Genomic DNA, 22,480 nt, shown 5'->3' on the forward strand with positions numbered 1-22,480 from the left:
ATGGGGACACGCGTTCAGGTCGCCGCGCTCTACCAGTTTACGCGCTTCGACGATCCCGCTGCTCTGCGCGCGCCGCTTCTGACGGCGTGCGAGGCGGCCGGGATCAGGGGCACCTTGCTGCTGGCGATGGAAGGCATCAATGGCACCATCGCCGGGTCGGACGATGCCATTGCCGAGGCGCTTGCACATATCCGCGCCCTGCCCGGATGCGCTGCGCTCGACGTCAAATATTCGCTATCCGAGAGCATGCCTTTCCACCGGATGAAAGTGCGGCTCAAGCGCGAAATCGTGAGTATGGGGGAGTCGGACGTCGATCCCTCCGCGAGCGTCGGACGCTATGTCGAACCCGCCGATTGGAACGCGCTGATTTCCGATCCCGATACGCTGGTGATCGACACGCGCAACGACTACGAAGTGGCGGTCGGCAGTTTCGAAGGCGCGCTCGATCCGCAAACGCCGAGCTTTCGCGACTTTCCAGCCTGGTTTCGCGCCAATCGCGAACGCCTGCTGGCCGGCAGGACGCGGGTTGCCATGTTCTGCACCGGCGGCATACGCTGCGAGAAATCCACCAGTTTCCTGCGCGCCGAGGGTGTCGAGGACGTGTTCCACCTGAGGGGCGGCATCCTCAGATATCTGGAAGAGGTGCCCGAGAGCGAAAGCCTGTGGCGCGGCGATTGTTTCGTGTTCGATGAGCGGGTGACGGTGCGCCACGGTCTCGAAACCGGCGAATATGGCCTGTGCCGCGCATGCCGCCGGCCGGTGAGCCTGTTGGACCGCGCCTCGCCCGGCTTCGAGGAAGGCGTCTCGTGCCCCGCCTGTTTCGACGAGCGCACCGAACAGCAGCGCGCGCGCTATCGCGAGCGGCAGCGGCAGGAAGCGCTCGCCAAGGCGCGCGGGGCAGCGCATGTCGGTGCGCGGCTAGAGTATGCGGATGGCTGAGCCGCCTATCCTCTACTCCTTCCGCCGCTGCCCCTATGCGATGCGCGCGCGCATGGGTTTGTGGATCGCGGGCGAAGCCGTCGCATTGCGCGAGGTGAAGCTCGCCGACAAGCCACCCGAACTGCTCGCCACGAGCGCCAAGGGAACCGTCCCGGTGCTCGATCTGGGCGAGGGATCGGTGATCGATGAAAGCCTTGCGATCATGCGCTGGGCACTCGCGCGGAGCGATCCCGAGGACTGGCTCGCGGGCGAGGATGCGGAACTGATCGCCGAGGCCGACGGACCGTTCAAGCATCATCTCGACCGCTACAAATATCCCAATCGCTACGAGGACGAGGCGGATCACGGCGAGGTCGACCACCGTACGCAGTGCGCGGCAATCCTCGCGCGGTGGGATGCGCGGTTGGCAAAGGAGGGGCAGATGAGCGGGCCGAAGCGCAGCCTTGCCGACATCGCGCTGTTCCCTTTCGTGCGCCAGTTCGCCAATCACGATCGCGCCTGGTTCGATGCGCAGGACTGGCCGCATCTGCGCACCTGGCTGGACGGGCATTGCAATTCGCAGCTGTTCGCGGCGATCATGCCCAAATTCGCGGTCTGGAAAGCGGGCGATCCGCCTGTCGTATTCGGGCCGACAGAGCGCGCTCTTCAGGATTAATTTACCCATCCGCATTATGCCGAGGGTCCGATGCAATCGCTCGCCCCCGCCTTTTCCGTGTCGCGCCACGAAAACCCGCGCGAGATCCACTGGTCCGCTGCCGGACTATGGAAGGAGGAGGATTTCCTCGCTCTGCAAAAGGAGCTGGCCGAAAAGGCCAAGCCCTTCATCGAGGACGGCCGGGGGTTCAACACGCTGGGCGATCTAACCGACTTCGTCGTGCAGACTCGCGAGATGGCGGAGAAAATGCGCAAGTCGCAGGATGCGAGCGCGGCGGCGGGTGTTGAGCGGATGGCGCTGATCTGCCCCTCGATGCTGGTGCGCCAGCAATTCACCCGGGTGAGCGGATCGCTGAATATCGCTTTCTTCGAAAATCGCGCCGATGCGATTGCCTGGCTGCGCAGTAGGGAGACCGCCTGCTAGGCGCCGCAACGTCCTGGGGGGAGGACACAATGGACAAACTTTCCAGAACGCACACCATCAAAGCCGACACGGCGCATTCGGAACTATACTTCGCGATCGGCGGTTTCTGGACGCGGGAAACTATGGATGGCTTCCTCAAGGAATTGACCGGCGCGGCGCGTCCTTTCTTCAAGGCCGGCGAACCGTTCAACGCCCTGGGCGATCTCAGCGCCTTTCTGCCGCAGGACCGCGAGACCGCCGATGCGATCCGGCAAAGCCTGATGCTCGGTCGCCAGAACGGTCTTAAGCGGTTCGCGGTGGTCTCGACTTCGCCGCTGGTGCGGATGCAATATCGCCGCCTCACCGATGGTCTGGACGTCGCCTTCTTCGACGATGTGGAGGGCGCGCGTAACTGGCTGCGACGATCGCTCGCCGCCTAGCTTCACAACTCAGTCCTGCAATTCGTCGCGAAAGGCGTCGATCAGCCAGCTGGTCGCCGGACCCGGACGCGTGTCGCGCCGCCATAGCGCGTGGAGCGTGTAGAAATCGCCGGGCTTTTCGGGCAGGTCGAGCGCGACCAGGCGCCTCGCCGCAAGATCGCCTTCGATCATATCGCGCGGCATGTTGCCCCAGCCCAGCCCCTCCTTCAGCAGCGAATGCTTCGCGCCGAGATCGCCCAGCCGCCAGGTCAGCGGCGAGAGCACCGAGAATTGCTGCCCCTGCGTGCGCGTCGAGCGGTCGGAGAGGACCAGTTGCAGATGCTTGCGGCTTTCGCCCGGTGCGATGGACGGCGCGGCGAGCGGGTGATCGGGGGCGGCAACGGGAATGAGCTCGACGCTGCCGATCGCCTGACGCTCGAGCAACGGATCGTCGGCGATGATCGGCCCGCCGATCGCCAGCTGCGCGTCCTCGTCGAACAGGCATTGCGCCACCGCCCCCAGCCCTTCGACCCGCAGGTTGAGCGCGATGGTCGGGAAGCGTTCGCGAAAGGCGCGCAGCACCCGCGCGGTGACTTCGCCGGGTAGCATCACGTCGAGCACCACGCCCAGGCGGCTTTCGAGGCCTGCATGGAGCGAGCGCGTCTTGGCGAGCATGGCGTCGACCCCGTCGGCCACCGCCTGCGCTTCGGCACGCAACGCCTCGCCGGCAGGGGTGAGGACGGGTTTGCGCGATCCCTCGCGCTCGAACAGGGTGACGGCCAGCTGTCCCTCCAGCTGGGCGATGCCGTAGCTGATCGCGGACACCGCGCGGCCCATGCGCCGCGCCGCCGCGCCGAAGCTGCCTTCTTCGACGACGGCAAGGAAGATGCGCAGATGGTGGAGACTGGGTTCACCAAGCTTCATGGGTAGAACCGTTCGGATTTTCCGAACATCTTTGCAAATTTTATCGCACTTATCTGAGCAGGCAACCGCGCCTATCTCCAACCCAACGCTTGCGGACGGCCCTTCTCGGGGCACCCTCCGCACCACAAGGAGAAACGCACATGATCGAACTTCGTCCCTTCGATAGTCTAGGCAGCGCCGATCACGGCTGGCTCGATGCGCATCACCACTTTTCCTTCGCCCAGTATCACGATCCGGCCCGGGTCAACTGGGGCAGCCTTCGGGTCTGGAACGACGATACGATCGCGCCCGGAACCGGCTTTCCCACCCATCCGCACCAGGACATGGAAATCATCACCTATGTCCGTAAAGGCGCGATTACCCACCGCGATTCGATGGGCAATGAAGGCCGCACCGAGGCGGGCGACGTCCAGGTAATGAGTGCGGGCAATGGCGTGCGTCATTCTGAATACAATCTGGAGGACGATGCGACGCAAATCTTCCAGATCTGGATCATCCCCGAACAGCGCGGCGGCGAGCCCAGCTGGGGTGCGCGCGCTTTTCCCAAGGGCGAGCGCGCCGGCTCCTTCGTGCCGCTCGCCAGTGGCAGCGCGAACGACAATGACGCCCAGGAAGGCGCGTTGCCGATCCGCACCGATGCCCGCGTGCTGGGCGCGACGATCAAGGCCGGCGAGAGCGTGACCTACACGCCCGCCTCGCCCGATCGCCACCTCTATCTGGTGCCCGCAACGGGTAAGGTGCAGGTCGACGACGTCGAAGCCAATGCCCGCGACGGCGTCGCCATCACGCAGCTAAAGGAAGTCACCATCACCGCGCTCGAAGACAGCGAAGTCGTCCTCGTCGACGCTGCCTAATCCCTCCCCCGGGGCCGGTCGCCCTCCCCCTCCCCGTGCGGCCGGCCCCACCTTTTTCGAAAAGAACCGAAAGGAACCGTCCCCATGCCAAATATCCTCCACATCACCACCAGCATTCGCGGCGAGGAAAGCGTCTCGCGCACCCTCGGCGACAAACTGGTCGCGCGCCTCGTCGATGAAACCGGGGCCAGCGTCACGACCCGCGATCTCGCCAAGAACGACATTCCCTTCCAAAGCTGGGAAAGGTTCAACGCCGGGCTCACCGAGAAATCGGCGCGCACGCCCGAGCAACAGGAGCTCGCGGCCATCGCCGACGAACTTATCGCGGAGCTCCAGGCCGCGGACATCGTCGTTTTCGCAACGCCGGTCTACAATTTCGGCGTGCCCGCCTCGCTCAAGGCGTGGGCCGATCTGGTCGCGCGCGCCGGGACCACGTTCAAATATACCGAAGCCGGCCCGGTCGGCCTCGTCGAGAACAAGAAGGCCTATATCGCCGCCGCCTCGGGCGGGACGCCGATCGGCTCGGGCATGGACTTCATGTCGAGCTGGCTCACTTTCTTCCTCGGCTTCCTCGGCATTTCCGATGTCGAACTTGTCGCCGCCGATGGCATCATGGGCGCGGATGGCGATGCGAAGATCGAAGCGGCAAAGGCCCGCGTCGAGGAAATGGTCTGAGCCTTTCACCCTCCCCCTCTTCCTCAGGAGAACCAGTATCAATACCCTCGCTCAACCCCCCGATCAGGCCGCCACCCCGCTCGCCCGGTCCAACATGTCGCAGGACGGGTTCGCCCTCCTCGCCCGCCTGTTGCTCGCCGCGCTGTTCCTTCTTGCCGGGCTCAACAAGCTCACCACGATCGACGGGACCATCGGCTATATCGCCTCGGTCGGCCTGCCGCTGCCCGAGATCGTGTTTGCGGGAACGGTCGCGTTCGAGATCGTCGGCGCGTTGATGTTGGCGCTGGGTCTGCGCACCCGTATGGTCGCCGCCGCGCTCGGCGTCTTCACCCTGCTGACCGCGCTGATCTTCCACAACGACTTTTCGCAAGCGATCGAGATGACGCTGTTCCTGAAAAACCTCGCGATCGCGGGCGGCATGTTTGCGCTCGCCGCTTGGGGTGCGGGGAGGCTGGCGATCGACGCCCGCTGAGACAGACCATCGGCTCGAAAGGGGCCGGTGCGTCGGATACGCGCCGGTCCCCGCTCCTATTCCAGCGTTCCGGGCGGCAGCTTTTCCCGCAGCTGATCGATCCAAACATCGGCCACCGCATCGGACGGCGCGCGCCAGTCGCCGCGCGGGCTCAGCGCCCCTTGCGAGGAGACCTTCGGGCCATTGGGCAGCGCGCTTCGCTTATATTGCGAGTGCGCGAAGAAGCGCCTCAGAAACGCCTCGAGCCAGCCGGCGATCTCCGGCAGATCGTATTCGTTCTTGCGCTGTTCGGGAAAGCCGCTGGGCCACGCGCCCGCGCGTATGTCGCGCCAGGCATGCCAGGCGATGAAGGCGATCTTGTCGGGTTTCTGGCCGTAGCGGATCGTGTGGTGGAGGAAGAGGTCGTTCAATTCGTAGGGCCCGATCAGCGCCTCGGTGTTCTGCATCTCCCCGTCCTCTCCGGCCGGCACGAGCTCGGGCGAGATGATCGTGTCGTGCACGGCGTTCAGCACGTCGCTCACCTGCGGCAGGAATTGCTCTGTCGCGACCGTCCAGCGAATGAGGAAGCGGATCAGCGTCTTGGGAACACCGGCATTGACGCCGTAATGGCTCATCTGATCGCCTACACCATAAGTGCACCAGCCGAGCGCGAGTTCGGACAGGTCTCCGGTGCCCAGGACGAAGCCGCCATGATGGCCGGCGAGGCGGAAGAGATAGTCGGTGCGCAGCCCCGCCTGAACGTTTTCGAAGGTCACATCGTGGACCGGCTCGCCATTCGCGAAAGGATGCCCGATATCTTCGAGCATCCGCCTCGCGGCGGGCTTGATGTCGATCTCCTCGGCCGTGATGCCGAACGCCTCCATCAGCTTCCAGGCATTGGCCTTGGTCTCGTCCGAAGTGCCGAAGCCGGGCATGGTGTAGCCGCGAATGGTCGAGCGCGGCAGGCCGAGCCGGTCGCACGCCTTGCTGGCGACGATCAGGGCATGGGTCGAATCGAGCCCGCCCGACACGCCGATGGCGAGCGACTTCGCCCCGGTCGCCTGAAGCCGGCGCATCAGCGCATCGACCTGAATGTTGAAGGCTTCGTAGCAATCCTCGTCCAGTGTCTTGGCGTTGTCGGGCACGAAGGGGAAGCGCCGCACGCCGCGCTTGAGGCCGATATCGCCCACCTGGTAGACATGCTCGAACATGATACGGCGATAGATGTCCTCGGGCCGGCCGTGCGCTTCAGCGGCGTCGGAGAAGGTCTGGTTGCGAATGCGCTCGCCGGCGATCCGGTCGGTGTCGATATCGGCGACACACAATTCGCCTTCGAGATCGAAGCGCACGCTTTCCGCGACCAGTCCGCCAAGCTCGTAGATCACCCCCTGGCCGTCCCAGGCAAGATCGGTGGTGCTCTCGCCATGCCCGCTGGCGGAATAAACATAGGCGCAGATCGAGCGCGAGGAGGAGGATTGGCAGTGCAGGTGCCGATCTGCGGCGCGCCCGATGGTGATCGGCGAGGCGGACAAATTGCACAGGATCAGCGCGCCCGCGAGCGCGGCAAGCGTGCCGGGCGGGTTGGGCGACCAGAAATCCTCGCAGATTTCCGCGCCGAAGATGAAGCCCGAAAGGTTCGACGCGGCGAAGATCAGGTCCGTACCGAAAGGCACATCATCGCCATTCAATGCGATCCACAGATCCTGGCAATTGCGGCCATGGGTGAAATAGCGTTTCTCGTAGAATTCGCGATAATTGGGAAGGTAACTCTTCGGCACCACACCCAGCACCTGCCCGCGCGCGACGACGATCGCACAATTGTAGAGCTTGGCATTACGTCTGAGCGGCGCGCCGATCACCAGCACCGGGGTCAGCTCACGGGTCTTTTCGGCGATGGTCGCGATAGCCGCTTCGCTCGCATCCAGCAGCGCATTTTGCAGATGAAGGTCGTCGATCGCGTAGGACGAGACGCACAACTCGGGATAGACGACGAGATCGACCTGCCGATCGTGCGCCTTCTTCGCCTCGGACAAAATGCCCTCGACATTGTGATCGACATCGGCGGTCCGCACGTATGGAGTGGCGGTCGCAACGCGCACGAAGCCGTGTTCGTGCATGTCGTAAAAGGGATGGGACGTATCGGCCACCTGGTCGCATCTCCCGCTGTCAGGGCTTCGGTGAGCCCCCTAACCGCTAAAGCGCGGCGCGACTAGGCGTTTGGCGAGCGTCGGCTGGCTCAGGCGGCGAGCAGTTCCGCCGCCGGCGGGCTCTCCTCGAGCAGTTCGAGGAGCCCCCGCTCCTCGCGGCTCAGCCATTTGAGCGCGCGCGGCAGCTTGAGGTTCGCGCGCCACGCCTGCTGACCTTCGACCCGCGCAATGACGGCAGGGTGGATATAGCTTTGACGCGCGATCGCCGGCGTGTTGCCAAGATGATCGGAAACCTGTTCGAGCAGAACGCGGATCGGCACGTGCCCCTCCCCCCGGGCAAGCGTCGCGAAGGCCAGGACGCTGGCGTGGAAGGTGCGAAAATGCTTGGCGGTGAAGTCGCCGCCCATCGTATCGCGCAGATAGGCGTTGACCTCGCTCGAGGTGACGGGGCGGGTTTCGCCCTCGTCGTCGACATAGCGGAACAGGTGGTTGTCGCCCCCGCTCCGCGGCAAATCCTTCATCCGGCGCACCGCGCGGGCGAGCCGGGAATCGTTCAGTTCGACGTCGCGCTCGAGTCCGCCCTTGCCGGCGAAATGCAAGGTGAGCCCGCGCGAACCCACTTCGGCATGGTCGCGGCGTAGGGTGGTTGCGCCATAGCTGTCGTTTGCGCGCGCGTAATGCTCGTTGCCCACGCGGATCGCGCTCAGATCGAGCAGACGTACCACCGCCGCAATCGCGCGGCTGTCGGTCAGTTTGGGCTGCGACAGATCGTCGTCGATCCGCGCGCGCACCAGCGGCAGCAGGCGCCCGAAGGCGGCGCAGCGATCGAACTTCTCACCTTCGCGCATCCGCCGGAAATCGGGGTGATAGCGATATTGCTTTCGCCCCGCCTCATCATAGCCGGTAGCCAGGATATGGCCGTTCTCCGCCGGACAGAACCAGGCATTCTCATAGGCCGGCGGCAGCGCGATGGCGTTCAGTCGCTCGCGCTCCGCCCGGTCGCGGATCAGCGCGCCCTCGGGCGAATAATAGGCAAAGCCCGTCCCCGCGCCTTTGCGGGTGATGCCCGGCAGGCTGTCATCGACGTAGATGAGTTTCTCCATGAACAAGCAAATGCGCCTGATGCCTGCTTGGTTCCGCCTTGCGCGGGTTCGAACGAGCGTCCACTTGGGCGGGCAAGGGATCATCACACTGCCGAATTTCGCCGCAGGCGAGGAGACATGAATATGGCCGATCCAACCTACACGCCGCCCGAAGTATGGACCTATGAGAGCGAAAGCGGCGGCAAGTTCGCCAAGATCAACCGCCCCACCGCCGGCGCGCGCGAGGAGAAAGCCCTGCCGCGCGGCGACAACCCGTTCCAGCTATATTCGCTCGCGACGCCCAACGGGGTGAAGGCGACCATCATGTTCGAGGAATTGCTCGAACAGGGGCATGGCGGCGCGGAATACGACGCGTGGACGATCGATATCGGCGAAGGCGAGCAGTTCACCAGCGGCTTCGTCGACATCAATCCCAATTCCAAGATCCCCGCGCTGGTGGATACGCGCGGTGAGAAGGACGTGCGCATCTTCGAAAGCGGCGCGATCCTCGTTCACCTCGCCGAGACGTTCGGCGCCTTCCTACCCCGCGAACCGGAACTGCGCGCGGAGGTGTTCTCCTGGCTGTTCTGGCAAGTCGGCACCGGCCCCTTCATCGGCGGCGGCTTCGGCCATTTCTACGCCTATGCGCCCGAGAAATACGAATATCCGATCAATCGCTATGCGATGGAGGTGAAACGCGTTTTCGATGTCGCGGACAAGCGGCTCGCTGAAACGCGCTTCCTCGCGGGCGACGAGTACACGATCGCCGATATTGCCAATTTCCCCTGGCTCGCCCCCTTCGTCGCGGGCACGATCTACAACGAGGCGAAGAAATTTCTCTCCATCGACGAATACGCAAATGTCGGTCGCTGGGCGCGCGAGATCGCGATGCGACCCGGCGTGCAACGCGGGCGGCTGGTCAACAAGGTCTGGGGCGACGAGGATCAGCAATTGCGCGAACGGCATTCCGCGGCCGATTTCGAAGGCAAGAACCTCGACTTCACCTTCTAGCGCGTTATTCGTGTCGATGGACGGCGGCGCGGATCGGTTCAGGAGCGAGGGGATGAGGAGCATTGGCGCACAGACCGCCTGAACGCATCCGCCTGGCCGAGAAGATCGGCTATGGCGTGGGCGATCTGCCTTCCGGGCTCTACCTCAATTTCTTCGCCGCCTATCTCCTATATTTCTTCGTCGATCTGGGCGCGGTCGCGCCGGCGGCGATGGCTGTCATGCTGCTGGTCTCGCGCGTTTTCGACGCGGTGACCGATCCGGTCATGGGCCTGATCGCCGATCGCACGCGTACGCGCTGGGGGCGCTATCGGCCCTATATCCTGTGGGGTGCGCTGCCCTATGGTCTTGCCGGCTTCGCGATTTTCGCCGCGCCCGATCTGACGCCGGGCTGGCTGCTGGTCTGGGCTTATATCACTTACGGGCTGACCATGCTCGCCTATACCGCGGTTAACGTGCCCTATTCCGGGCTGCTCGGCGTCATCTCCGCCTCGACCCGCGAGCGCGCCAACGTGACCGCCTACCGCATGTTCTTCTCGGCATTCGCCGCAATTCTCGTCGGCGTGTTGGCGACGACGCTCGTGCGCGAACTCGGCGGTGGCGACGAGGCGCGCGGGATCATGTGGACCATGGGCGTGTTTTCCGCAATCTCGGTGCTCGTCTATTTCGTCACCTTCGCCACCACGAAGGAGCGCATTCCGGCGGTGACGGTCAACACCGCGATCCGGCGCGACTTGGCGACGCTCTTTCGCACCGGTGCCTGGATCGCGGTGGTCATCGCCGCCATCTTCGGCGTGCTCGCGATCGCCAGCCGCGCCTCGGCGGCGCGCTTCTTCTTCAAATATGTCGCGGGCGACGACGGGGTTCCGGTGTTCCTGTTCCTCGATCGCTTCGGCCTGTTCCTGACCGCACTCGCGCTCGGACAGGTCAGCGGGGTGGTGATCGGTTTCCTGCTCCAACGCCGGTTCGAGAAATCGCATCTCATCATCGCGGGCGGCGCAATCAAGCTGGCGGGCATCGTCGCCTTCGGCTTCGCCGCAATCGACGCGGTGTTCCTGCAAACCCTCGCGCAATATTTCGTCGGGCTCGGCTTCGGTTTCCTGATGGTGCTGTCCTTCTCGATGTTCACCGACATCGCCGAATATATCGAATGGAAGTCGGGCCAGCAGATGACCGCGCTGACTGTTGCGGCCTCGATCTTCGGGGTGAAGGTGGGGACGGGGCTCGGCGCCTTCGCACCCGGCTTCGCGCTACAAGTGACGGGTTTCGTGCCCGGCGTTCAGCAAAGCGCGCGGGCGCTTGCGGGGATCGACTTCGCCTTCGCCGTGCTGCCCGCGCTCGCGCTAATTCCCGCGGCCACGGCGATGCTCTTCTACCGGCTCAGCCACGCTGTAATGGACCGGGTCGAGACCGACCTTGCCATGCGCCGCGCCGGGCTTGCCGGACCCGGGTAAAAGCCCTTCACATTTGCGCCCCGCCCGCTATGAAGCGGCGCTCCTACTGGGGTGTAGCCAAGTGGTAAGGCACCGGTTTTTGGTACCGGCATTCGCAGGTTCGATCCCTGCCACCCCAGCCATTTTCGGTTATCCTCCCGGCTGTTCACTCCGCTTCGCTGCGGGGCCGGTGCGGGCCCGCGGTCGCGTTTGCGGTCCTACGGACCGATTATCCTATCTCAAAATTTGTGGTTTGCGCCGGTTCTCGGGCACGTTCTCGTGCTCATAGGGGCAATGCCGGCATGCCGAGCCGCAGCAAGTGCCGCGGTCGAGATGCTGAAGCTCGGTGAACACCACGTAGCCGGTTTCCGGGTCGATATAATGGCGCTCGCCGCGTTCGACCGCTGCGTCGTGGAGAGCCTGCCAGGCAGGCGGCGCATTCATCGCGCCAGCACCTTTTCCGCCAGCGCCTGGCCCGAAAGCCATGCGCCCTCGACGCGCGGGCTGTGCAGATAATCGCCCGCGATCCCGATCCGCGCGTCCGCATCGAAGCGCGCCGGTTCGCCTTCCACCGCATCGGGCATGGCGTAAAGCCAGCGATGGGCCGCGACGTGGATCGGGGCGGCGCAATGCGCGCCCGTCTGCTCGAAGAAATCGTCGAGCAACCAGGTCGCCACTTCCCCCGGTTCGAGATCGATAATCGCTTGGCTGCGGGCTGGGGATGCGTGCAGAACCCAGGCTTCTTCGCCCCCCCGCCGCCCAGGCTTGGCGCTGTTGCGCGCCGCCCAGGCTATCGGCGCATCTTCCGAGCCTCGCACAATGTCGCCTGCGATATCGAGCCGCGTGGCGAAACCGGCCATGACCGCCCAGCACGGCGCGGATGTCGCTTGCCCGGCGGTTCGGGCCAAGTCGGGCACCACTTCTTCGAGCAGGTCGGCGGCCTGTTCGGCGGGAAGCGCGACGAGCACGCTCGCCGCGGTGAAAAGCTCCTTGCCCGTATCGACCGCCCAGTTCGCGCCTTCGCGCTCGATCGTCAGCGCGCGGGTTTTCCATCGCACGTCGAGCGCTTCGGCCATGGCGCGGATCGGCCCGTTCATGCCGGGTATGCCAACATAGGCATCTTCGCCCGCCGCCTCCCAGCGGGCGACCACCCGCTGCTCTTCCCACTGATCGACCGCGGCCCGGAAGCCCGGATCGCGCGCGGTGAAATATTGCGCACCGTGATCGAAAGAGGTGATGTCGCCGGCGATTTCGGCCCGGCGCGTGGCCATGCGCCCGCCCGGCCCGCGCCCCTTGTCGATCAGCGTCACCGACAGATCGCTGCGCGCCAGGGCCGAGGCGCAGGACAGCCCCGCCATCCCGGCGCCAACGATCAAAACATCGCTATGATCCCCGCTCATGCAGCGACAATGCCGGCGGCGCGTTTTGTTTCCCGCCCCGGTCTAAGGCGCGCTTTCCTTCAACGCCGAATTACGGCGCGCTGCGATTGGGCCGCGCATCGGCCATGATCAGCGAGAAACGCTTCGCCTCGTCGAGCCAGCGCGCCTGCATTTCCCAACCGCTCGCGGCGAGTAGCATATGGGCGGTGCGGCGGGTGAATTTGTGGCTGTTTTCGGTGTGGATGCTTTCGCCCTTATTGAGGGCAAAAGATTGGCCGGCGACACTGAATTCGAGGTCACGCTGCGCCACCAGATGCATCTCGACCCGCGCGAAATCGTCGTTCCAGCGCGCTTGGTGCCTGAGCGCATCAATATCGATGTCGCCGCCCAGCTCGCGGTTGATGCGGCGCGCGAGATTGAGGTTGAACTCGGCCGTAACCCCGGCCGCGTCGTCATAGGCGGCGAGCAGGACCGTCTCATCCTTGATGAGGTCCATCCCGATCAGCAATTGCGATCCCACGCCCAGCGTCTGACGCATCGAGCGCAGGAGGTCGACCGCGGTGCGCGCGACCATGTTGCCGATCGTCGAACCGGGGAAAAAACCGAGCTTGGGCAGGTCCGCCACCTCTTCGGGCAGCGCGACCTTGCGCATGAAATCCGCCTCGACCGGGAGCACGGGCAGCCCCGGAAACTTCGCAGCGAGATCGGCGGCGGCGGCGCGCAGGAAATCGCCCGAAATATCGAGCGGGACATAGGCGGCAGGCTCGATCGCGCGCAGCAGCAGCGGGGTCTTGATCGAGGAGCCCGAACCGAATTCGACCACCGCGCGTCCCGGCCCGATGAGCTTTGCGAAGCTTTCGCCCTGCCGTTCGAGAATCTCGGTTTCCGCCCGTGTGGGGTAATATTCGGGGACCTTGGTGATGTCCTCGAACAATTGCGAGCCGGCATCGTCGTAGAGCCAGCGTGCGGGGATCGCCTTGGGCTGTTGCGACAGGCCCTCGATCACGTCCTCGCGAAACGCGGTATCAACGCCGCTTTCGTCGCGGTCGACCAGTTTGAGACCGGGTTTGCTAGTCATGGGAGAGGTCAAACATCCTTCGCCAGGCGCAGTCCGGTGAACTGCCAGCGCTGATGGGGGTAGAAGAAATTGCGGTAGGAGGGACGCGAATGGCCGCGCACTGTGGCGCAGCTGGCGCCTTTCAAGACGAACTGTCCGCTCATGAACTTGCCGTTATATTCGCCAACCGCGCCCTCAGCAGGTTCGAAGCGCGGATAGGGCAGATAGGCCGAGCGGGTGAACTGCCAGCAATCGCCGAACAGACCGGGAGAACCGGTGGGCAGCGGCGCGCCCGCCGTATCCAGCTGGTTCCCGCCCGCGGCATCGTGCGCCGGCAGCTCGCCCGCCTGGCCGCGCGCGATCGCTTCCCATTCGCATTCGGTCGGCAGGCGGTGGCCCGCCCAGGTCGCAAAGGCATCGGCCTCGTAATAGGAAATGTGCGTAACCGGCGCGTCGGGATCGCGCGCCTGCCAGCCGGCATGGGTGAAATGCTCGCCCTCGCGCCAGTAGAGCGGGGCACGAATGTGATGCTCGCGCACCCAGGCAAGACCGTCCGAGAGCCAAAGCGAAGGCGTTTCATAGCCGCCGTCGGTGATGAACGCCTCCCATTCGCCATTGGTCACGAGCTGCTCGGCGAGGGCGAAGGGTTCGAGCAGCACGCGATGGCGCGGACCTTCATTGTCGAACGCGAAGGCACCGCCGTCATGCCCGACCAGCGCGATGCCGCCGGGATGCTGATACCAGCCACGCTCGCCTTCGCCTGCGCGGGAACTCGCGCCTTCGAACATCGCCGGCCCCAGCGGGTTCTGGAACAGCGCATGCTTGATGTCGGTCAGCAGCAATTCGATGTGCTGCTGTTCATGCGCGATGCCGAGCTCGATCAGCGCTTGGCATTCGGGACGGGCGAGGAGCGATTGCATCGCCTCGTCCACCGCGGCACGCCATTCGCGCACCTCGTCCAGGGTCGGGCGCGACAGCAGGCCGCGCGAAAATCGGTCGATCCGTGCGCCTTCGGCCTCGTAATAGGAGTTGAAGAGGAAGGCCCAGTCTTCATCGAACGCCCGGTAATCCGGCACGTGATCGCGTAGCAGAAAGGTTTCCCAGAACCAGGTCGTATGCGCGAGATGCCATTTGGCGGGGCTTGCATCTTCCATCGACTGGATCGTTGCGTCCGCGTCGCTGAGCGGTGCCGCCAGTTCGAGGGTCAATGCGCGGGTCGAGGCAAATCGCTCGGCCAGAGCCGGCTCGGTCGTAATCGCTTCGTGTGTCTTCGGATGGGACGGCAAGGCATCTCTCCCACGGGCGTCCGGGTGCGCCTTAATCTTTGGCGAATCATGGCCGATCCGCATGACGATTGAAAGGCGAAACAGCGGATTTATTTAGCGAATAGGCGCATCGTAGCGTCGGATCGCCCCAACAACTTAACCTTTGTCAATCCTTAGGCCGCATCCGCTGCGCGCTGTTCGGCGGTTTCCGCGTTGAGCATTTCGGCAAGGGTGAAGGCGAGCTCCAGCGACTGCTCGGCGTTCAAACGTGGGTCGCAATGCGTGTGGTAGCGATCGGCGAGTGCCGCATCGGTGATGGCGACCGCGCCGCCGACGCATTCGGTTACGTCCTGGCCGGTCATCTCGACATGGATACCGCCCGGATGCGTGCCTTCGGCGCGGTGGACCGCGAAAAAGCCGCGCACCTCGGCCAGGATGCGGTCGAAGGGTCGGGTCTTGTAGCCGCTTTCCGACTTCACGACATTGCCGTGCATCGGATCGCAGCTCCAAACCACCGGGTGCCCCTCGCGCTTTACCGCGCGCACCAGCGTCGGCAGCCCATCCTCGACCTTGTCGTGGCCGAACCGGCTGATGAGCGTAATCCGCCCCGCCTCGCGCGCCGGATTGAGCTGGTCGAGCAGCGTCAACAACGCGTCGGGTTCGAGTCTCGGCCCGCATTTCATGCCCAGCGGATTGCCGATCCCGCGCGCGAATTCGACATGCGCGCTGCCTTCGAAACGGGTGCGATCGCCGATCCACAGCATGTGCGCGGAGGTCGCATACCAGTCGCCGGTGAGCGAATCCTGCCGGGTCATCGCCTGTTCGTAGGGCAGCAGCAGCCCTTCATGGCTGGTGTAGAAACTGGTGCCCTGCAATTGCGGAACGGTGGCCGGGTCGATGCCGCAGGCTTCCATGAAGGCGAGCGCTTCGCCGATCCGGTCGGCGGTTTCCGCGAACTTCTTCGTCCACGGGGTGCGGCCCATGAAATCGAGCGTCCATTTGTGGACCTGGCCGAGATTGGCGTAGCCGCCGCCGGCAAAGGCGCGCAGCAGATTGAGCGTGGCGGCGGCCTGTGAATAGGCGCGGACCATGCGTTGGGGGTCGTTCCGGCGCTGCACGGGATCGAAATCGATGCCGTTGATATTGTCGCCGAAATAGCTCGGCAGCGTTACCTCGCCCTGCGTTTCGGTGGCCGAGCTGCGCGGTTTGGCGAATTGGCCCGCCATGCGCCCGACCTTCACCACCGGGCGCTTGCTGGCGAAGGTCATGACCACGGCCATCTGCAACAACACGCGGAACGTGTCGCGGATATTGTTGGGATGGAACTCGGCGAAACTCTCCGCGCAGTCGCCGCCCTGCAGCAGGAATGCGCGGCCATTGGCGACCTCGGCGAGGTCCTCCTTCAATGCGCGCGCTTCGCCGGCAAAGACGAGCGGGGGATAGGAGGCGAGCGTCTTCTCGGCCTCGGCGAGCTCTCCCGCATCCTCGTAGTGGGGCAGGTGCCGTGCCTCGAAATTCGTCCAGCTGTCGGGTGTCCAGTTCCGCGCCACGTTCTCGCTCGTTTCCATTTCGCTAATCGGGGTCGAGGCCGATTGCCCCGGCCCGCCATGAATATGTGCGTCTACAGCTAAACGCCGCTGCGCTGCAACATCGTTACCCGAGACGCGGAAGCTGCGAGCGTCAGCGCCCGCTCGCTTCGCGTGCCGGAATGCCCGCCCCGGGCGCCGTCAGAGCCAGCTCCTGACCCTCGGGAATCACCGCCAGCTTCAGCGGCTGCGCCCCGACGAGATAGCGCTCGGCGAGGATCTGCATCACCTGCGGATTGGTCTGCGAGAAGTCGGAGAGCAGCGTGCGGAGCAGCTGGACCCGCGCGGGATCGCGCGATGCGCCTTCGAGGTTGAACAACCAGAACTGGTTGCCCGTGCTCGCGCGGCGGATGCGCTGGCTGAGCGGTTCGGTGACGCGGGTGATCTCGTCCTCGGTCGGCGGATTGGCGGCGAGATCGCGCGCAATCCGCTCCGCTTCGTCGAAGAAAACAGGCACGAAATCGGGCGTCAGCTGCGCCAGCGCGACGATCCGCCCGCCGCCATCGATATCGGTCGGCCAGTTGGAGAAGACCTGCGGCGAATAGCTCGCCCCAGCACGCTCGCGCAGCGCGTCGAGCAGGCGGTTGTTGAAGATCTGGATAAGGATTTCGAGTTGGCGTGATTCGCGGATGTTGGCCATCCCGCCCCCGCTCGGCCAGGCGATGACCGCCGCCGCCTGATTTGCATCGCCGCGATGGGTCAGAACCGTGGGGGTAGCCGCCGCCGCCGGGAAGGCAGGCACACGCGCGGCGATATCGGCGGGGATGGGCTCGCGTTCGGGCAGCGCGCCGAAGGTGGTGCGCAGTTTCTCGATGATCTCCTCGCGGTCGAACTCGCCGAACACCAGCACCTCGACCGGCCCCTGCTGAAGGAGCGGCTCCCACACTTCGCGGAAAGCCTCGGGTGTCACGTCTTCGAGCGCTTCGGGCGTCGGCGTTGCGAAGCGCGGGTCGCGGTCGGCAGTGAGGTAATCGAGATCGCGGCTCAGCACCGCGCCCGGGCTCGTCGAATAGGTGTTGTAGGCAAGCTCCGCCGCCGCCTTGGCGCGGATCACCGGATCGGCGTCCCAGCGCGGCATGCCGAGCTTTGCGGCGAACAGGTAGAGCTGATCGGCGACATCGTCCGAACGGGTCTGCGCGGTGAAGGTGAAGACCGCATCCTCGACGGTGAAATCGAAGCCGAGCTTGCGCCCCGTCGCCAGCCGGTCGAGCTCGTTCTGGCCGAGCTCGCCCAGGCCCGACCCGACCAGCGCCATCTCGCCCAGTTTGGCGTAGACCGCGCTGTCCTCGTCGAAGGCGCGGATGCCGGCGCCGAAGCGCACGCGCACCGTGACGCGGCCCGGTTCCGCCGAATTGGACCATAGCAGTGCGCGCACGCCATTGTCGAAATCGACCTGTTCGACCTCGAGAATGCCGAGCGGTCCCATCGCCTCGATCGCGCCGGGTTCGCCGATGGCGGGAAGCTCGTCGAAGGAGATCGTCTGCGCCGCCAGCCGCGCGGTGTCGTCGACCATCGCCTCGCTGGTGAGCGCCAGCCGAAGCGCATCCTCGTCCGCTTCGCCGATGGCCGGCGTCACATAGACCGAGCGGATCACGTCGCCTTCGAACAGCGCGCGGGTGCGGGCATGGACTTCTTCCGGCGTCAATCGGTCCTCCATCCCGCGAAACACATCGAGCACCACTTGCGGGCTCGCGACGGTCTCGCGGATATCGACCGCATTGACGAGATTGTCGGCAAGGTCGCGGCCCGACTGGACGCTTTCCTGTTCGACCGAATTGACGAACGCGATGTCGAATTCCGCCGCCTCGCGGTCGATCTCCTCCTGCGTCGGCGGCGTGGCGATGGCGTCGGCGATCACTCCGCGCACATCGGCGAGCGCGGCCTGCCAGTCGGTGCTCAGCGGCGCGAAGGAGATGAAGGTCGCATCGGCCGTGCGCGAGACGTCGTCCTGGCGCACCTGCGCATAGAGGTAGGATCCGCCTGCCCGCGCGCGCGTCTCCAGCCGCCGGTTGATGATCGACTGGGCGAGCGCGTCGAGCAGCAGTCCTTCGTTGTAGACGATCGTGTCCTGGACCTGACGCCAGGGCCGCATAATCGCATAGGTCAGATTGCGCGGCAGGTCGGGCTCGACCGCGAGGCCGAGGTCACCGATCGGAAGGTCGGTGCCCGCAGCGAGTGCGGCGCCTGCGGGCGCGCTCGGATCGCCGAAATCGGGCGCGGTGCCTGGGGCGCCGGTGCCCTGCCAGTCCCCGAACCACTTCTCCACAAGCCCTGCGAGCACCACCGGATCGGCATCGCCGGCGACGACGATGACGGTGTGCTCGGGCCGATACCAGCGATCGTAGAACGTCTGCACGGCGGGACCGCTGGCCGCCTCGAGCGTTTCGACCGTGCCGATCGGATTGCGGGTCGCGAGCCTTTGTCCGGCGAAGAAGGTGCGCCGCGTCATGTCGGCAACCCGCTCAGCCGCGCCGCCACGCTCGCGCTTTTCGGCGAGCACGATCGGCCGCTCGGCCGCGACATTCTCATCGCTCAACACAGGCTCGCGGATCATGCCCGAGAGCAGGCGGAAACTCTCGTCGAGCTTCTCAGGGCCGATATCTGGGATGTCGAGCTTGTAGACGGTGTGGGTCGGGCTGGTCTCGGCATTGGCGTCCGCCCCGAAAGTCGCGCCCAGCCGCTGCCACGCGGCGATCGCCTCCGCCTGGCCGAGATACCTGCTTTCGCGGAAGAGAAGATGTTCGAGGAGGTGGGCAAAGCCCTGCTCGCTGTCTTCCTCGTGCAGCGACCCGGCATCTATGCGCACCCGGATCGAGACCTGGCCGGGGGGCACGCCGTTGCGGCGCACGGCATAGCGCAGCCCGTTCTGCATCTCGCCGAACAGCCATTCGCGGTCGACCGGAACATTGCTGCCCTCGTAAAGCCACGGGGTCTCGCCCTCACCCTGAACAGCCTCCGGCGCAGGAACCTGCGGGATCGCGGGGATCGACGCATCGGCACGCGCGGGCTCGGACTGCGCGGCGGCAGGATTGGCGGATAGGACGGCGAAAAGAAGGCAAAGGGCAGCGCCCGCCCGGATCGGAAGGTTCATTCCCCTTCTATAGGGAGCGCGAGGGTGAAGGACCAGTGAATGCGAGGCACGCGCATGCCTGGCGAGAGGCGAAGCGCTTGCGGGGCTGCCCGCCTCTCCCTATTTTGAAGGTATGTTCATCGAAACCGAAACCACGCCCAACCCCGCCAGCCTCAAGTTCATGCCGGGCCGCCCCGTCATGCCCGCCGGCACGCGCGAATTCTCCTCGCCCGAAGCGGCCGAAGCGAGCCCGCTGGCCGAGGCGATTTTCGACACCGGCGAGGTGGTGAACGTCTTCTTCGGCAGCGACTTCGTCACCGTGACCGCTGCGCCGGGCGCCGATTGGGGGGCGCTCAAGCCACAGGTGGCAACAATCCTGCTCGATCACTTCGTGTCCGAAGCGCCGCTGTTTTCAGGTGGCAGCGCCGATGGCATTTCGGTCCCCGCCGAAGATGCGGCACCGGTGGTCGAAGACCGCGCGGAAGACGCCGAAGTCATCGCCTCGATCAATGAATTGCTCGAAACTCGCGTGCGCCCGGCGGTGGCCGGCGATGGCGGCGACATCGCCTATCGCGGCTTCTCCGATGGCGTCGTCTATCTCTCGCTACAAGGCGCCTGCGCGGGCTGCCCGTCGAGCACGGCGACGCTCAAGCACGGGATCGAAAGCCTGTTGAAACATTATGTCCCCGAGGTCGTTGAGGTCAGAGCCGCCTGACCTTCAATCTCCTTCGGGGAATTTCATGACGACCCAGTACCACGACAACGTCCTGTCCGACGCCGCGCTCGGCCAACTGTTCAACGATGCGCGCACCTATAATGGCTGGCTCGACAAGGACGTGAGCGAAGAGCAGCTGCACCGAATCTACGACCTGCTCAAAATGGCCCCGACATCGGCTAATCAGCAGCCCGCGCGGATCGTCTGGGTGAAGTCCCAGGAGCAGAAGGACAAGCTGGCCGATTGCGCGTCGGAGCAGAACGCGCCGAAGATCAAACAGGCTCCGGTCACCGCGATCATCGGCTACGATATCGACTTCCACGAAGAGCTGCCCTGGCTGTTCCCGCACACCGATGCCAAAAGCTGGTTCGAGGGCGATGTCGAAGGGCGGATCGAAAGCGCCAAGCGCAATTCGGCGCTGCAAGGCGCCTATCTCATCATGGCCGCACGCGCCGTCGGGCTCGACTGCGGACCGATGTCGGGCGTCGATCTCGACAAGATTACCGAGGAATTCTTCGCCGACGAACCGCAGCACCGCGCCGACTGGGTGTGCTCGATCGGCTATGGCGATCCCGAGAGCATTTTCGATCGCAGCCCGCGGCCCGATTTCGACAAGTTCACCCGCATTATCTGAAGGCGAACCGGGCCCTTGCAGGGGCGGGCCGGCTGAGGCAGGGCTTTCGCCATGTCCGCCGCGCTGTCCCTCGAAGGCCGAACTCTCGTCATAGAAACCGCGAGCGAGGCGTGCTCGGTCGCGCTTTTCGAAGGGGATGAGCGCCTTGCGCATGACCACCGCGTTCTCGGGCGCGGTCATGCCGAACGTCTCGTTCCGATCATCGCTGACCTGCCGGGCCGTGGCCAGGCGCAGCGCATCCTCGTCTCGCTGGGCCCGGGCAGCTTTACCGGCGTGCGCATCGGCATCGCGGCGGCGCGCGCGCTCGGCGTGGCGTGGCAGGCGAAGGTGCTGGGATATCCCACACTCGCTCTGATTGCAGCGCAAGCGGCGGCGGCCAGCGTCCAGAGCGCAGTGACCGTCTGCATGAATGGCGGGCACGGCGAATGGTTCGTGCAGAACTTTAGCGATGGGAAAGGCGAAGCGCCGCAGCAATCGCTCGGTCCAGGGGTAGCGCGGGCATGGGGCGCGCACCGCGTCGTCGCCGGCAACCGCGCGACCGATCTCGCTCAATTGCTCGAAGGCGAGCGTGTCGTCCTCGACATGCTGCCCGATGCCGGCCAAATCTCGCAGCTCGATCCCGCTCATCTCACCGCGGACCTGTCGCCGATCTATGGTCGACCGCCCGATGCCCAACCGTTGGACCGCGCACCGGCGACGCAGGTCGGCACATGACGCCCTGCCCACTCCTCGTTGCGCGGATCATGGAGGTGATGGACTGCGCCTTCGATCCCGCTTTCGGCGAGGCGTGGAACCGGCGCCAGATCTCCGATGCGCTCGCGATGCCGTCGACCCGCGCGATCCTCCTCGACGCCGGCGCGAACAAGGTCCACGATCCACATAGCGACGCTCCCTCCGCCGGCTTCGTCCTTACCCGGGCGGCGGCGGATGAGGAGGAGCTGCTCCTGATCGCGGTCCGGCCCGAACACCGGCGGCGCGGATTGGGCGAAGCGCTCATCACCCACCTCCTTGATGAGGCGCGCCGGCGCGGGACGCGGCGCGTCTTTCTGGAGATGCGGTGCGGCAATCCGGCGCTTCGCCTTTATCGAAAGCTCGGTTTCGAACCGATCGGGCGCCGCGCCGGTTATTACCGTTTGTCGGATGGATCGCGGGTCGATGCGATCACCTTCGGGCGCGAATTGTAGAAATTACTACGCCGCCGCCCAATCGGCGACACTTGATCGATGGCGGGACAACGTAAACCCTTGGCTTGCCAACGCGGAACGACTACGCCATGCGCCAGCTATCGGAAATAATCCGAAGAAATGTGAAACGAGGGACTCATGCAGGACTTGGAAATGGAAATGAAAGAGACTTTGATAACGCTGACCAGCGATATCGTCGCCGCTCATCTCAGCAACAACAATGTCGAAGTGAAGGAGGTCCCAGAGCTCATCACCAATGTCTATGGCGCGTTGGCGGGCCTTGGCGAAGAACAAGCGGCTGAGGAAGAAAAACCCGAACCCGCCGTCTCGATCCGCGCATCGGTCAAGCCCGACTACATCGTCTGCCTCGAAGACGGCAAGAAGCTGAAGATGCTCAAGCGCTATCTGCGCACCAATTACGACATGACGCCCGAGGAATATCGCGCGCGCTGGAACCTGCCCTCGGACTATCCGATGGTTGCGCCAAATTACGCAGAAAAGCGCCGCGATCTGGCCAAGAAGATCGGCCTCGGTCGCAAGCCGGGCGCCGGACGTCCGCGCAAGAAGACCAAGGCGTCGAGCTAGAAGACCAAGGCGTCGA

General features: G+C 64.9%; 23 protein-coding genes and 1 tRNA gene. 15 read left to right on the forward strand and 9 right to left on the reverse strand.

Annotated elements, in window-relative coordinates; translation table 11 throughout:
- The 4 genes from trhO to V2I30_RS04540 are packed head-to-tail and all read left to right on the forward strand — an operon-like array spanning position 1 to position 2,436.
- Complete coding sequence (trhO, locus tag V2I30_RS04525; protein WP_330660889.1) at positions 1 to 939, forward strand: oxygen-dependent tRNA uridine(34) hydroxylase TrhO; 939 nt, start codon at positions 1 to 3, stop codon at positions 937 to 939.
- Positions 932 to 1,594 (forward strand): glutathione S-transferase, encoded by a 663-nt coding sequence (locus tag V2I30_RS04530; protein ID WP_330660890.1) that lies wholly within the window; start codon positions 932 to 934, stop codon positions 1,592 to 1,594. Before trhO ends, V2I30_RS04530 begins: the two co-directional genes overlap by 8 nt.
- A gap of 30 nt (positions 1,595 to 1,624) precedes the next feature.
- Entirely contained in the window at positions 1,625 to 2,017 is a 393-nt protein-coding gene (locus tag V2I30_RS04535; RefSeq protein WP_330660891.1) for an STAS/SEC14 domain-containing protein, read from the forward strand.
- A gap of 29 nt (positions 2,018 to 2,046) precedes the next feature.
- Positions 2,047 to 2,436, forward strand: a complete 390-nt coding sequence (locus V2I30_RS04540) for a hypothetical protein (RefSeq protein ID WP_330660892.1) — start codon at positions 2,047 to 2,049, stop codon at positions 2,434 to 2,436.
- A 9-nt stretch (positions 2,437 to 2,445) separates the two neighbouring features.
- Here V2I30_RS04540 and V2I30_RS04545 read toward each other — a convergent pair whose 3' ends face one another.
- Entirely contained in the window at positions 2,446 to 3,339 is an 894-nt protein-coding gene (locus tag V2I30_RS04545) for a LysR family transcriptional regulator (protein WP_330660893.1), read from the reverse strand.
- Positions 3,340 to 3,479: 140 nt separating this feature from the next.
- Between V2I30_RS04545 and V2I30_RS04550 the strand changes: the two genes are divergently transcribed.
- From V2I30_RS04550 to V2I30_RS04560, 3 genes are all read left to right on the forward strand, one after another.
- Positions 3,480 to 4,193 carry a pirin family protein gene (locus V2I30_RS04550; RefSeq protein WP_330660894.1) on the forward strand — a complete coding sequence of 238 codons (714 nt, stop codon included), beginning with the start codon at positions 3,480 to 3,482 and terminating at the stop codon, positions 4,191 to 4,193.
- 84 nt (positions 4,194 to 4,277) lie between these two features.
- Positions 4,278 to 4,868, forward strand: a complete 591-nt coding sequence (locus V2I30_RS04555; RefSeq protein WP_330660895.1) for an FMN-dependent NADH-azoreductase — start codon at positions 4,278 to 4,280, stop codon at positions 4,866 to 4,868.
- Between the two features lie 94 nt (positions 4,869 to 4,962).
- Complete coding sequence (locus tag V2I30_RS04560) at positions 4,963 to 5,340, forward strand: DoxX family protein (RefSeq protein WP_330660896.1); 378 nt, start codon at positions 4,963 to 4,965, stop codon at positions 5,338 to 5,340.
- Positions 5,341 to 5,396: 56 nt separating this feature from the next.
- On the opposite strand, the gene V2I30_RS04565 is transcribed toward V2I30_RS04560, so the two are convergent.
- Both V2I30_RS04565 and V2I30_RS04570 read right to left on the reverse strand, forming a co-directional pair.
- The gene (locus V2I30_RS04565) at positions 5,397 to 7,436 is read right to left on the reverse strand and encodes an NAD(+) synthase (protein WP_442896902.1); all 2,040 of its coding nucleotides are present in this window, start codon (positions 7,434 to 7,436) and stop codon (positions 5,397 to 5,399) included.
- Positions 7,437 to 7,555: 119 nt separating this feature from the next.
- A complete protein-coding gene (locus V2I30_RS04570; RefSeq protein WP_330660898.1) occupies positions 7,556 to 8,569 on the reverse strand; it encodes a DNA topoisomerase IB in 1,014 nt (337 codons plus the stop codon).
- Positions 8,570 to 8,692: 123 nt separating this feature from the next.
- Here V2I30_RS04570 and yghU point away from each other — a divergent pair, with 123 nt between their 5' ends.
- The 3 genes from yghU (at position 8,693) to V2I30_RS04585 (ending at position 11,132) form a co-directional block, all read left to right on the forward strand.
- Positions 8,693 to 9,559, forward strand: coding sequence for a glutathione-dependent disulfide-bond oxidoreductase (gene yghU, locus V2I30_RS04575; RefSeq protein WP_330660899.1), 867 nt, complete (start codon positions 8,693 to 8,695; stop codon positions 9,557 to 9,559).
- 62 nt (positions 9,560 to 9,621) lie between these two features.
- Positions 9,622 to 11,010: an MFS transporter gene (locus V2I30_RS04580; RefSeq protein ID WP_330660900.1), complete on the forward strand. Its 1,389-nt coding sequence runs from the start codon at positions 9,622 to 9,624 to the stop codon at positions 11,008 to 11,010.
- A gap of 47 nt (positions 11,011 to 11,057) precedes the next feature.
- Positions 11,058 to 11,132: transfer RNA gene (locus V2I30_RS04585), tRNA-Gln, on the forward strand.
- A 91-nt stretch (positions 11,133 to 11,223) separates the two neighbouring features.
- Here V2I30_RS04585 and V2I30_RS04590 read toward each other — a convergent pair.
- The 6 genes from V2I30_RS04590 to V2I30_RS04615 all read right to left on the reverse strand — a co-directional run bounded on the left by V2I30_RS04590 (position 11,224) and on the right by V2I30_RS04615 (position 19,367).
- Positions 11,224 to 11,433: a DUF5522 domain-containing protein gene (locus V2I30_RS04590; RefSeq protein WP_330660901.1), complete on the reverse strand. Its 210-nt coding sequence runs from the start codon at positions 11,431 to 11,433 to the stop codon at positions 11,224 to 11,226.
- Positions 11,430 to 12,389, reverse strand: a complete 960-nt coding sequence (locus V2I30_RS04595; RefSeq protein WP_330660902.1) for an NAD(P)/FAD-dependent oxidoreductase — start codon at positions 12,387 to 12,389, stop codon at positions 11,430 to 11,432. Before V2I30_RS04595 ends, V2I30_RS04590 begins: the two co-directional genes overlap by 4 nt.
- A 70-nt stretch (positions 12,390 to 12,459) precedes the next feature.
- Positions 12,460 to 13,446 (reverse strand): L-histidine N(alpha)-methyltransferase, encoded by a 987-nt coding sequence (egtD, locus tag V2I30_RS04600; RefSeq protein WP_330660903.1) that lies wholly within the window; start codon positions 13,444 to 13,446, stop codon positions 12,460 to 12,462.
- Positions 13,447 to 13,454: 8 nt separating this feature from the next.
- A complete protein-coding gene (gene egtB, locus V2I30_RS04605) occupies positions 13,455 to 14,711 on the reverse strand; it encodes an ergothioneine biosynthesis protein EgtB (RefSeq protein ID WP_330660904.1) in 1,257 nt (418 codons plus the stop codon).
- A 152-nt stretch (positions 14,712 to 14,863) separates the two neighbouring features.
- A complete protein-coding gene (locus tag V2I30_RS04610; protein WP_330660905.1) occupies positions 14,864 to 16,240 on the reverse strand; it encodes a class II 3-deoxy-7-phosphoheptulonate synthase in 1,377 nt (458 codons plus the stop codon).
- 130 nt (positions 16,241 to 16,370) lie between these two features.
- A complete protein-coding gene (locus tag V2I30_RS04615) occupies positions 16,371 to 19,367 on the reverse strand; it encodes a M16 family metallopeptidase (RefSeq protein ID WP_330660906.1) in 2,997 nt (998 codons plus the stop codon).
- Positions 19,368 to 19,479: 112 nt separating this feature from the next.
- Between V2I30_RS04615 and V2I30_RS04620 the strand changes: the two genes are divergently transcribed.
- The 5 genes from V2I30_RS04620 (at position 19,480) to V2I30_RS04640 (ending at position 22,464) form a co-directional block, all read left to right on the forward strand.
- Positions 19,480 to 20,061 carry a NifU family protein gene (locus V2I30_RS04620; protein ID WP_330660907.1) on the forward strand — a complete coding sequence of 194 codons (582 nt, stop codon included), beginning with the start codon at positions 19,480 to 19,482 and terminating at the stop codon, positions 20,059 to 20,061.
- A 25-nt stretch (positions 20,062 to 20,086) separates the two neighbouring features.
- Positions 20,087 to 20,695, forward strand: coding sequence for a malonic semialdehyde reductase (locus V2I30_RS04625; protein WP_330660908.1), 609 nt, complete (start codon positions 20,087 to 20,089; stop codon positions 20,693 to 20,695).
- A 51-nt stretch (positions 20,696 to 20,746) separates the two neighbouring features.
- Entirely contained in the window at positions 20,747 to 21,409 is a 663-nt protein-coding gene (gene tsaB, locus V2I30_RS04630) for a tRNA (adenosine(37)-N6)-threonylcarbamoyltransferase complex dimerization subunit type 1 TsaB (protein ID WP_330660909.1), read from the forward strand.
- Positions 21,406 to 21,879, forward strand: coding sequence for a GNAT family N-acetyltransferase (locus V2I30_RS04635; RefSeq protein WP_330660910.1), 474 nt, complete (start codon positions 21,406 to 21,408; stop codon positions 21,877 to 21,879). Before tsaB ends, V2I30_RS04635 begins: the two co-directional genes overlap by 4 nt.
- Before the next feature lie 138 nt (positions 21,880 to 22,017).
- Entirely contained in the window at positions 22,018 to 22,464 is a 447-nt protein-coding gene (locus V2I30_RS04640; protein WP_330660911.1) for a MucR family transcriptional regulator, read from the forward strand.
- The last annotated feature ends 16 nt before the right edge of the window (positions 22,465 to 22,480 follow it).

Origin of the sequence: Erythrobacter sp. (assembly GCF_036351135.1) — a bacterium.
Classification (GTDB): Bacteria; Pseudomonadota; Alphaproteobacteria; order Sphingomonadales; family Sphingomonadaceae; genus Erythrobacter.

Excerpts from the sequence above, each read along its gene's own strand:
- V2I30_RS04570 (WP_330660898.1), bottom strand. The coding sequence starts at position 8,569 with ATGGAGAAACTCATCTACGTCGATGACAGCCTGCCGGGCATCACCCGC.
- V2I30_RS04540 (WP_330660892.1), top strand. The coding sequence starts at position 2,047 with ATGGACAAACTTTCCAGAACGCACACCATCAAAGCCGACACGGCGCAT.
- V2I30_RS04560 (WP_330660896.1), top strand. The coding sequence starts at position 4,963 with ATGTCGCAGGACGGGTTCGCCCTCCTCGCCCGCCTGTTGCTCGCCGCG.
- V2I30_RS04545 (WP_330660893.1), bottom strand. The coding sequence starts at position 3,339 with ATGAAGCTTGGTGAACCCAGTCTCCACCATCTGCGCATCTTCCTTGCC.
- V2I30_RS04640 (WP_330660911.1), top strand. The coding sequence starts at position 22,018 with ATGCAGGACTTGGAAATGGAAATGAAAGAGACTTTGATAACGCTGACC.
- V2I30_RS04590 (WP_330660901.1), bottom strand. The coding sequence starts at position 11,433 with ATGAATGCGCCGCCTGCCTGGCAGGCTCTCCACGACGCAGCGGTCGAA.
- V2I30_RS04565 (WP_442896902.1), bottom strand. The coding sequence starts at position 7,436 with ATGCACGAACACGGCTTCGTGCGCGTTGCGACCGCCACTCCATACGTG.
- V2I30_RS04535 (WP_330660891.1), top strand. The coding sequence starts at position 1,625 with ATGCAATCGCTCGCCCCCGCCTTTTCCGTGTCGCGCCACGAAAACCCG.
- V2I30_RS04555 (WP_330660895.1), top strand. The coding sequence starts at position 4,278 with ATGCCAAATATCCTCCACATCACCACCAGCATTCGCGGCGAGGAAAGC.
- V2I30_RS04635 (WP_330660910.1), top strand. The coding sequence starts at position 21,406 with ATGACGCCCTGCCCACTCCTCGTTGCGCGGATCATGGAGGTGATGGAC.
- V2I30_RS04620 (WP_330660907.1), top strand. The coding sequence starts at position 19,480 with ATGTTCATCGAAACCGAAACCACGCCCAACCCCGCCAGCCTCAAGTTC.
- V2I30_RS04530 (WP_330660890.1), top strand. The coding sequence starts at position 932 with ATGGCTGAGCCGCCTATCCTCTACTCCTTCCGCCGCTGCCCCTATGCG.
- V2I30_RS04595 (WP_330660902.1), bottom strand. The coding sequence starts at position 12,389 with ATGAGCGGGGATCATAGCGATGTTTTGATCGTTGGCGCCGGGATGGCG.
- V2I30_RS04625 (WP_330660908.1), top strand. The coding sequence starts at position 20,087 with ATGACGACCCAGTACCACGACAACGTCCTGTCCGACGCCGCGCTCGGC.
- tsaB (WP_330660909.1), top strand. The coding sequence starts at position 20,747 with ATGTCCGCCGCGCTGTCCCTCGAAGGCCGAACTCTCGTCATAGAAACC.
- trhO (WP_330660889.1), top strand. The coding sequence starts at position 1 with ATGGGGACACGCGTTCAGGTCGCCGCGCTCTACCAGTTTACGCGCTTC.
- yghU (WP_330660899.1), top strand. The coding sequence starts at position 8,693 with ATGGCCGATCCAACCTACACGCCGCCCGAAGTATGGACCTATGAGAGC.
- egtD (WP_330660903.1), bottom strand. The coding sequence starts at position 13,446 with ATGACTAGCAAACCCGGTCTCAAACTGGTCGACCGCGACGAAAGCGGC.
- V2I30_RS04550 (WP_330660894.1), top strand. The coding sequence starts at position 3,480 with ATGATCGAACTTCGTCCCTTCGATAGTCTAGGCAGCGCCGATCACGGC.
- V2I30_RS04615 (WP_330660906.1), bottom strand. The coding sequence starts at position 19,367 with ATGAACCTTCCGATCCGGGCGGGCGCTGCCCTTTGCCTTCTTTTCGCC.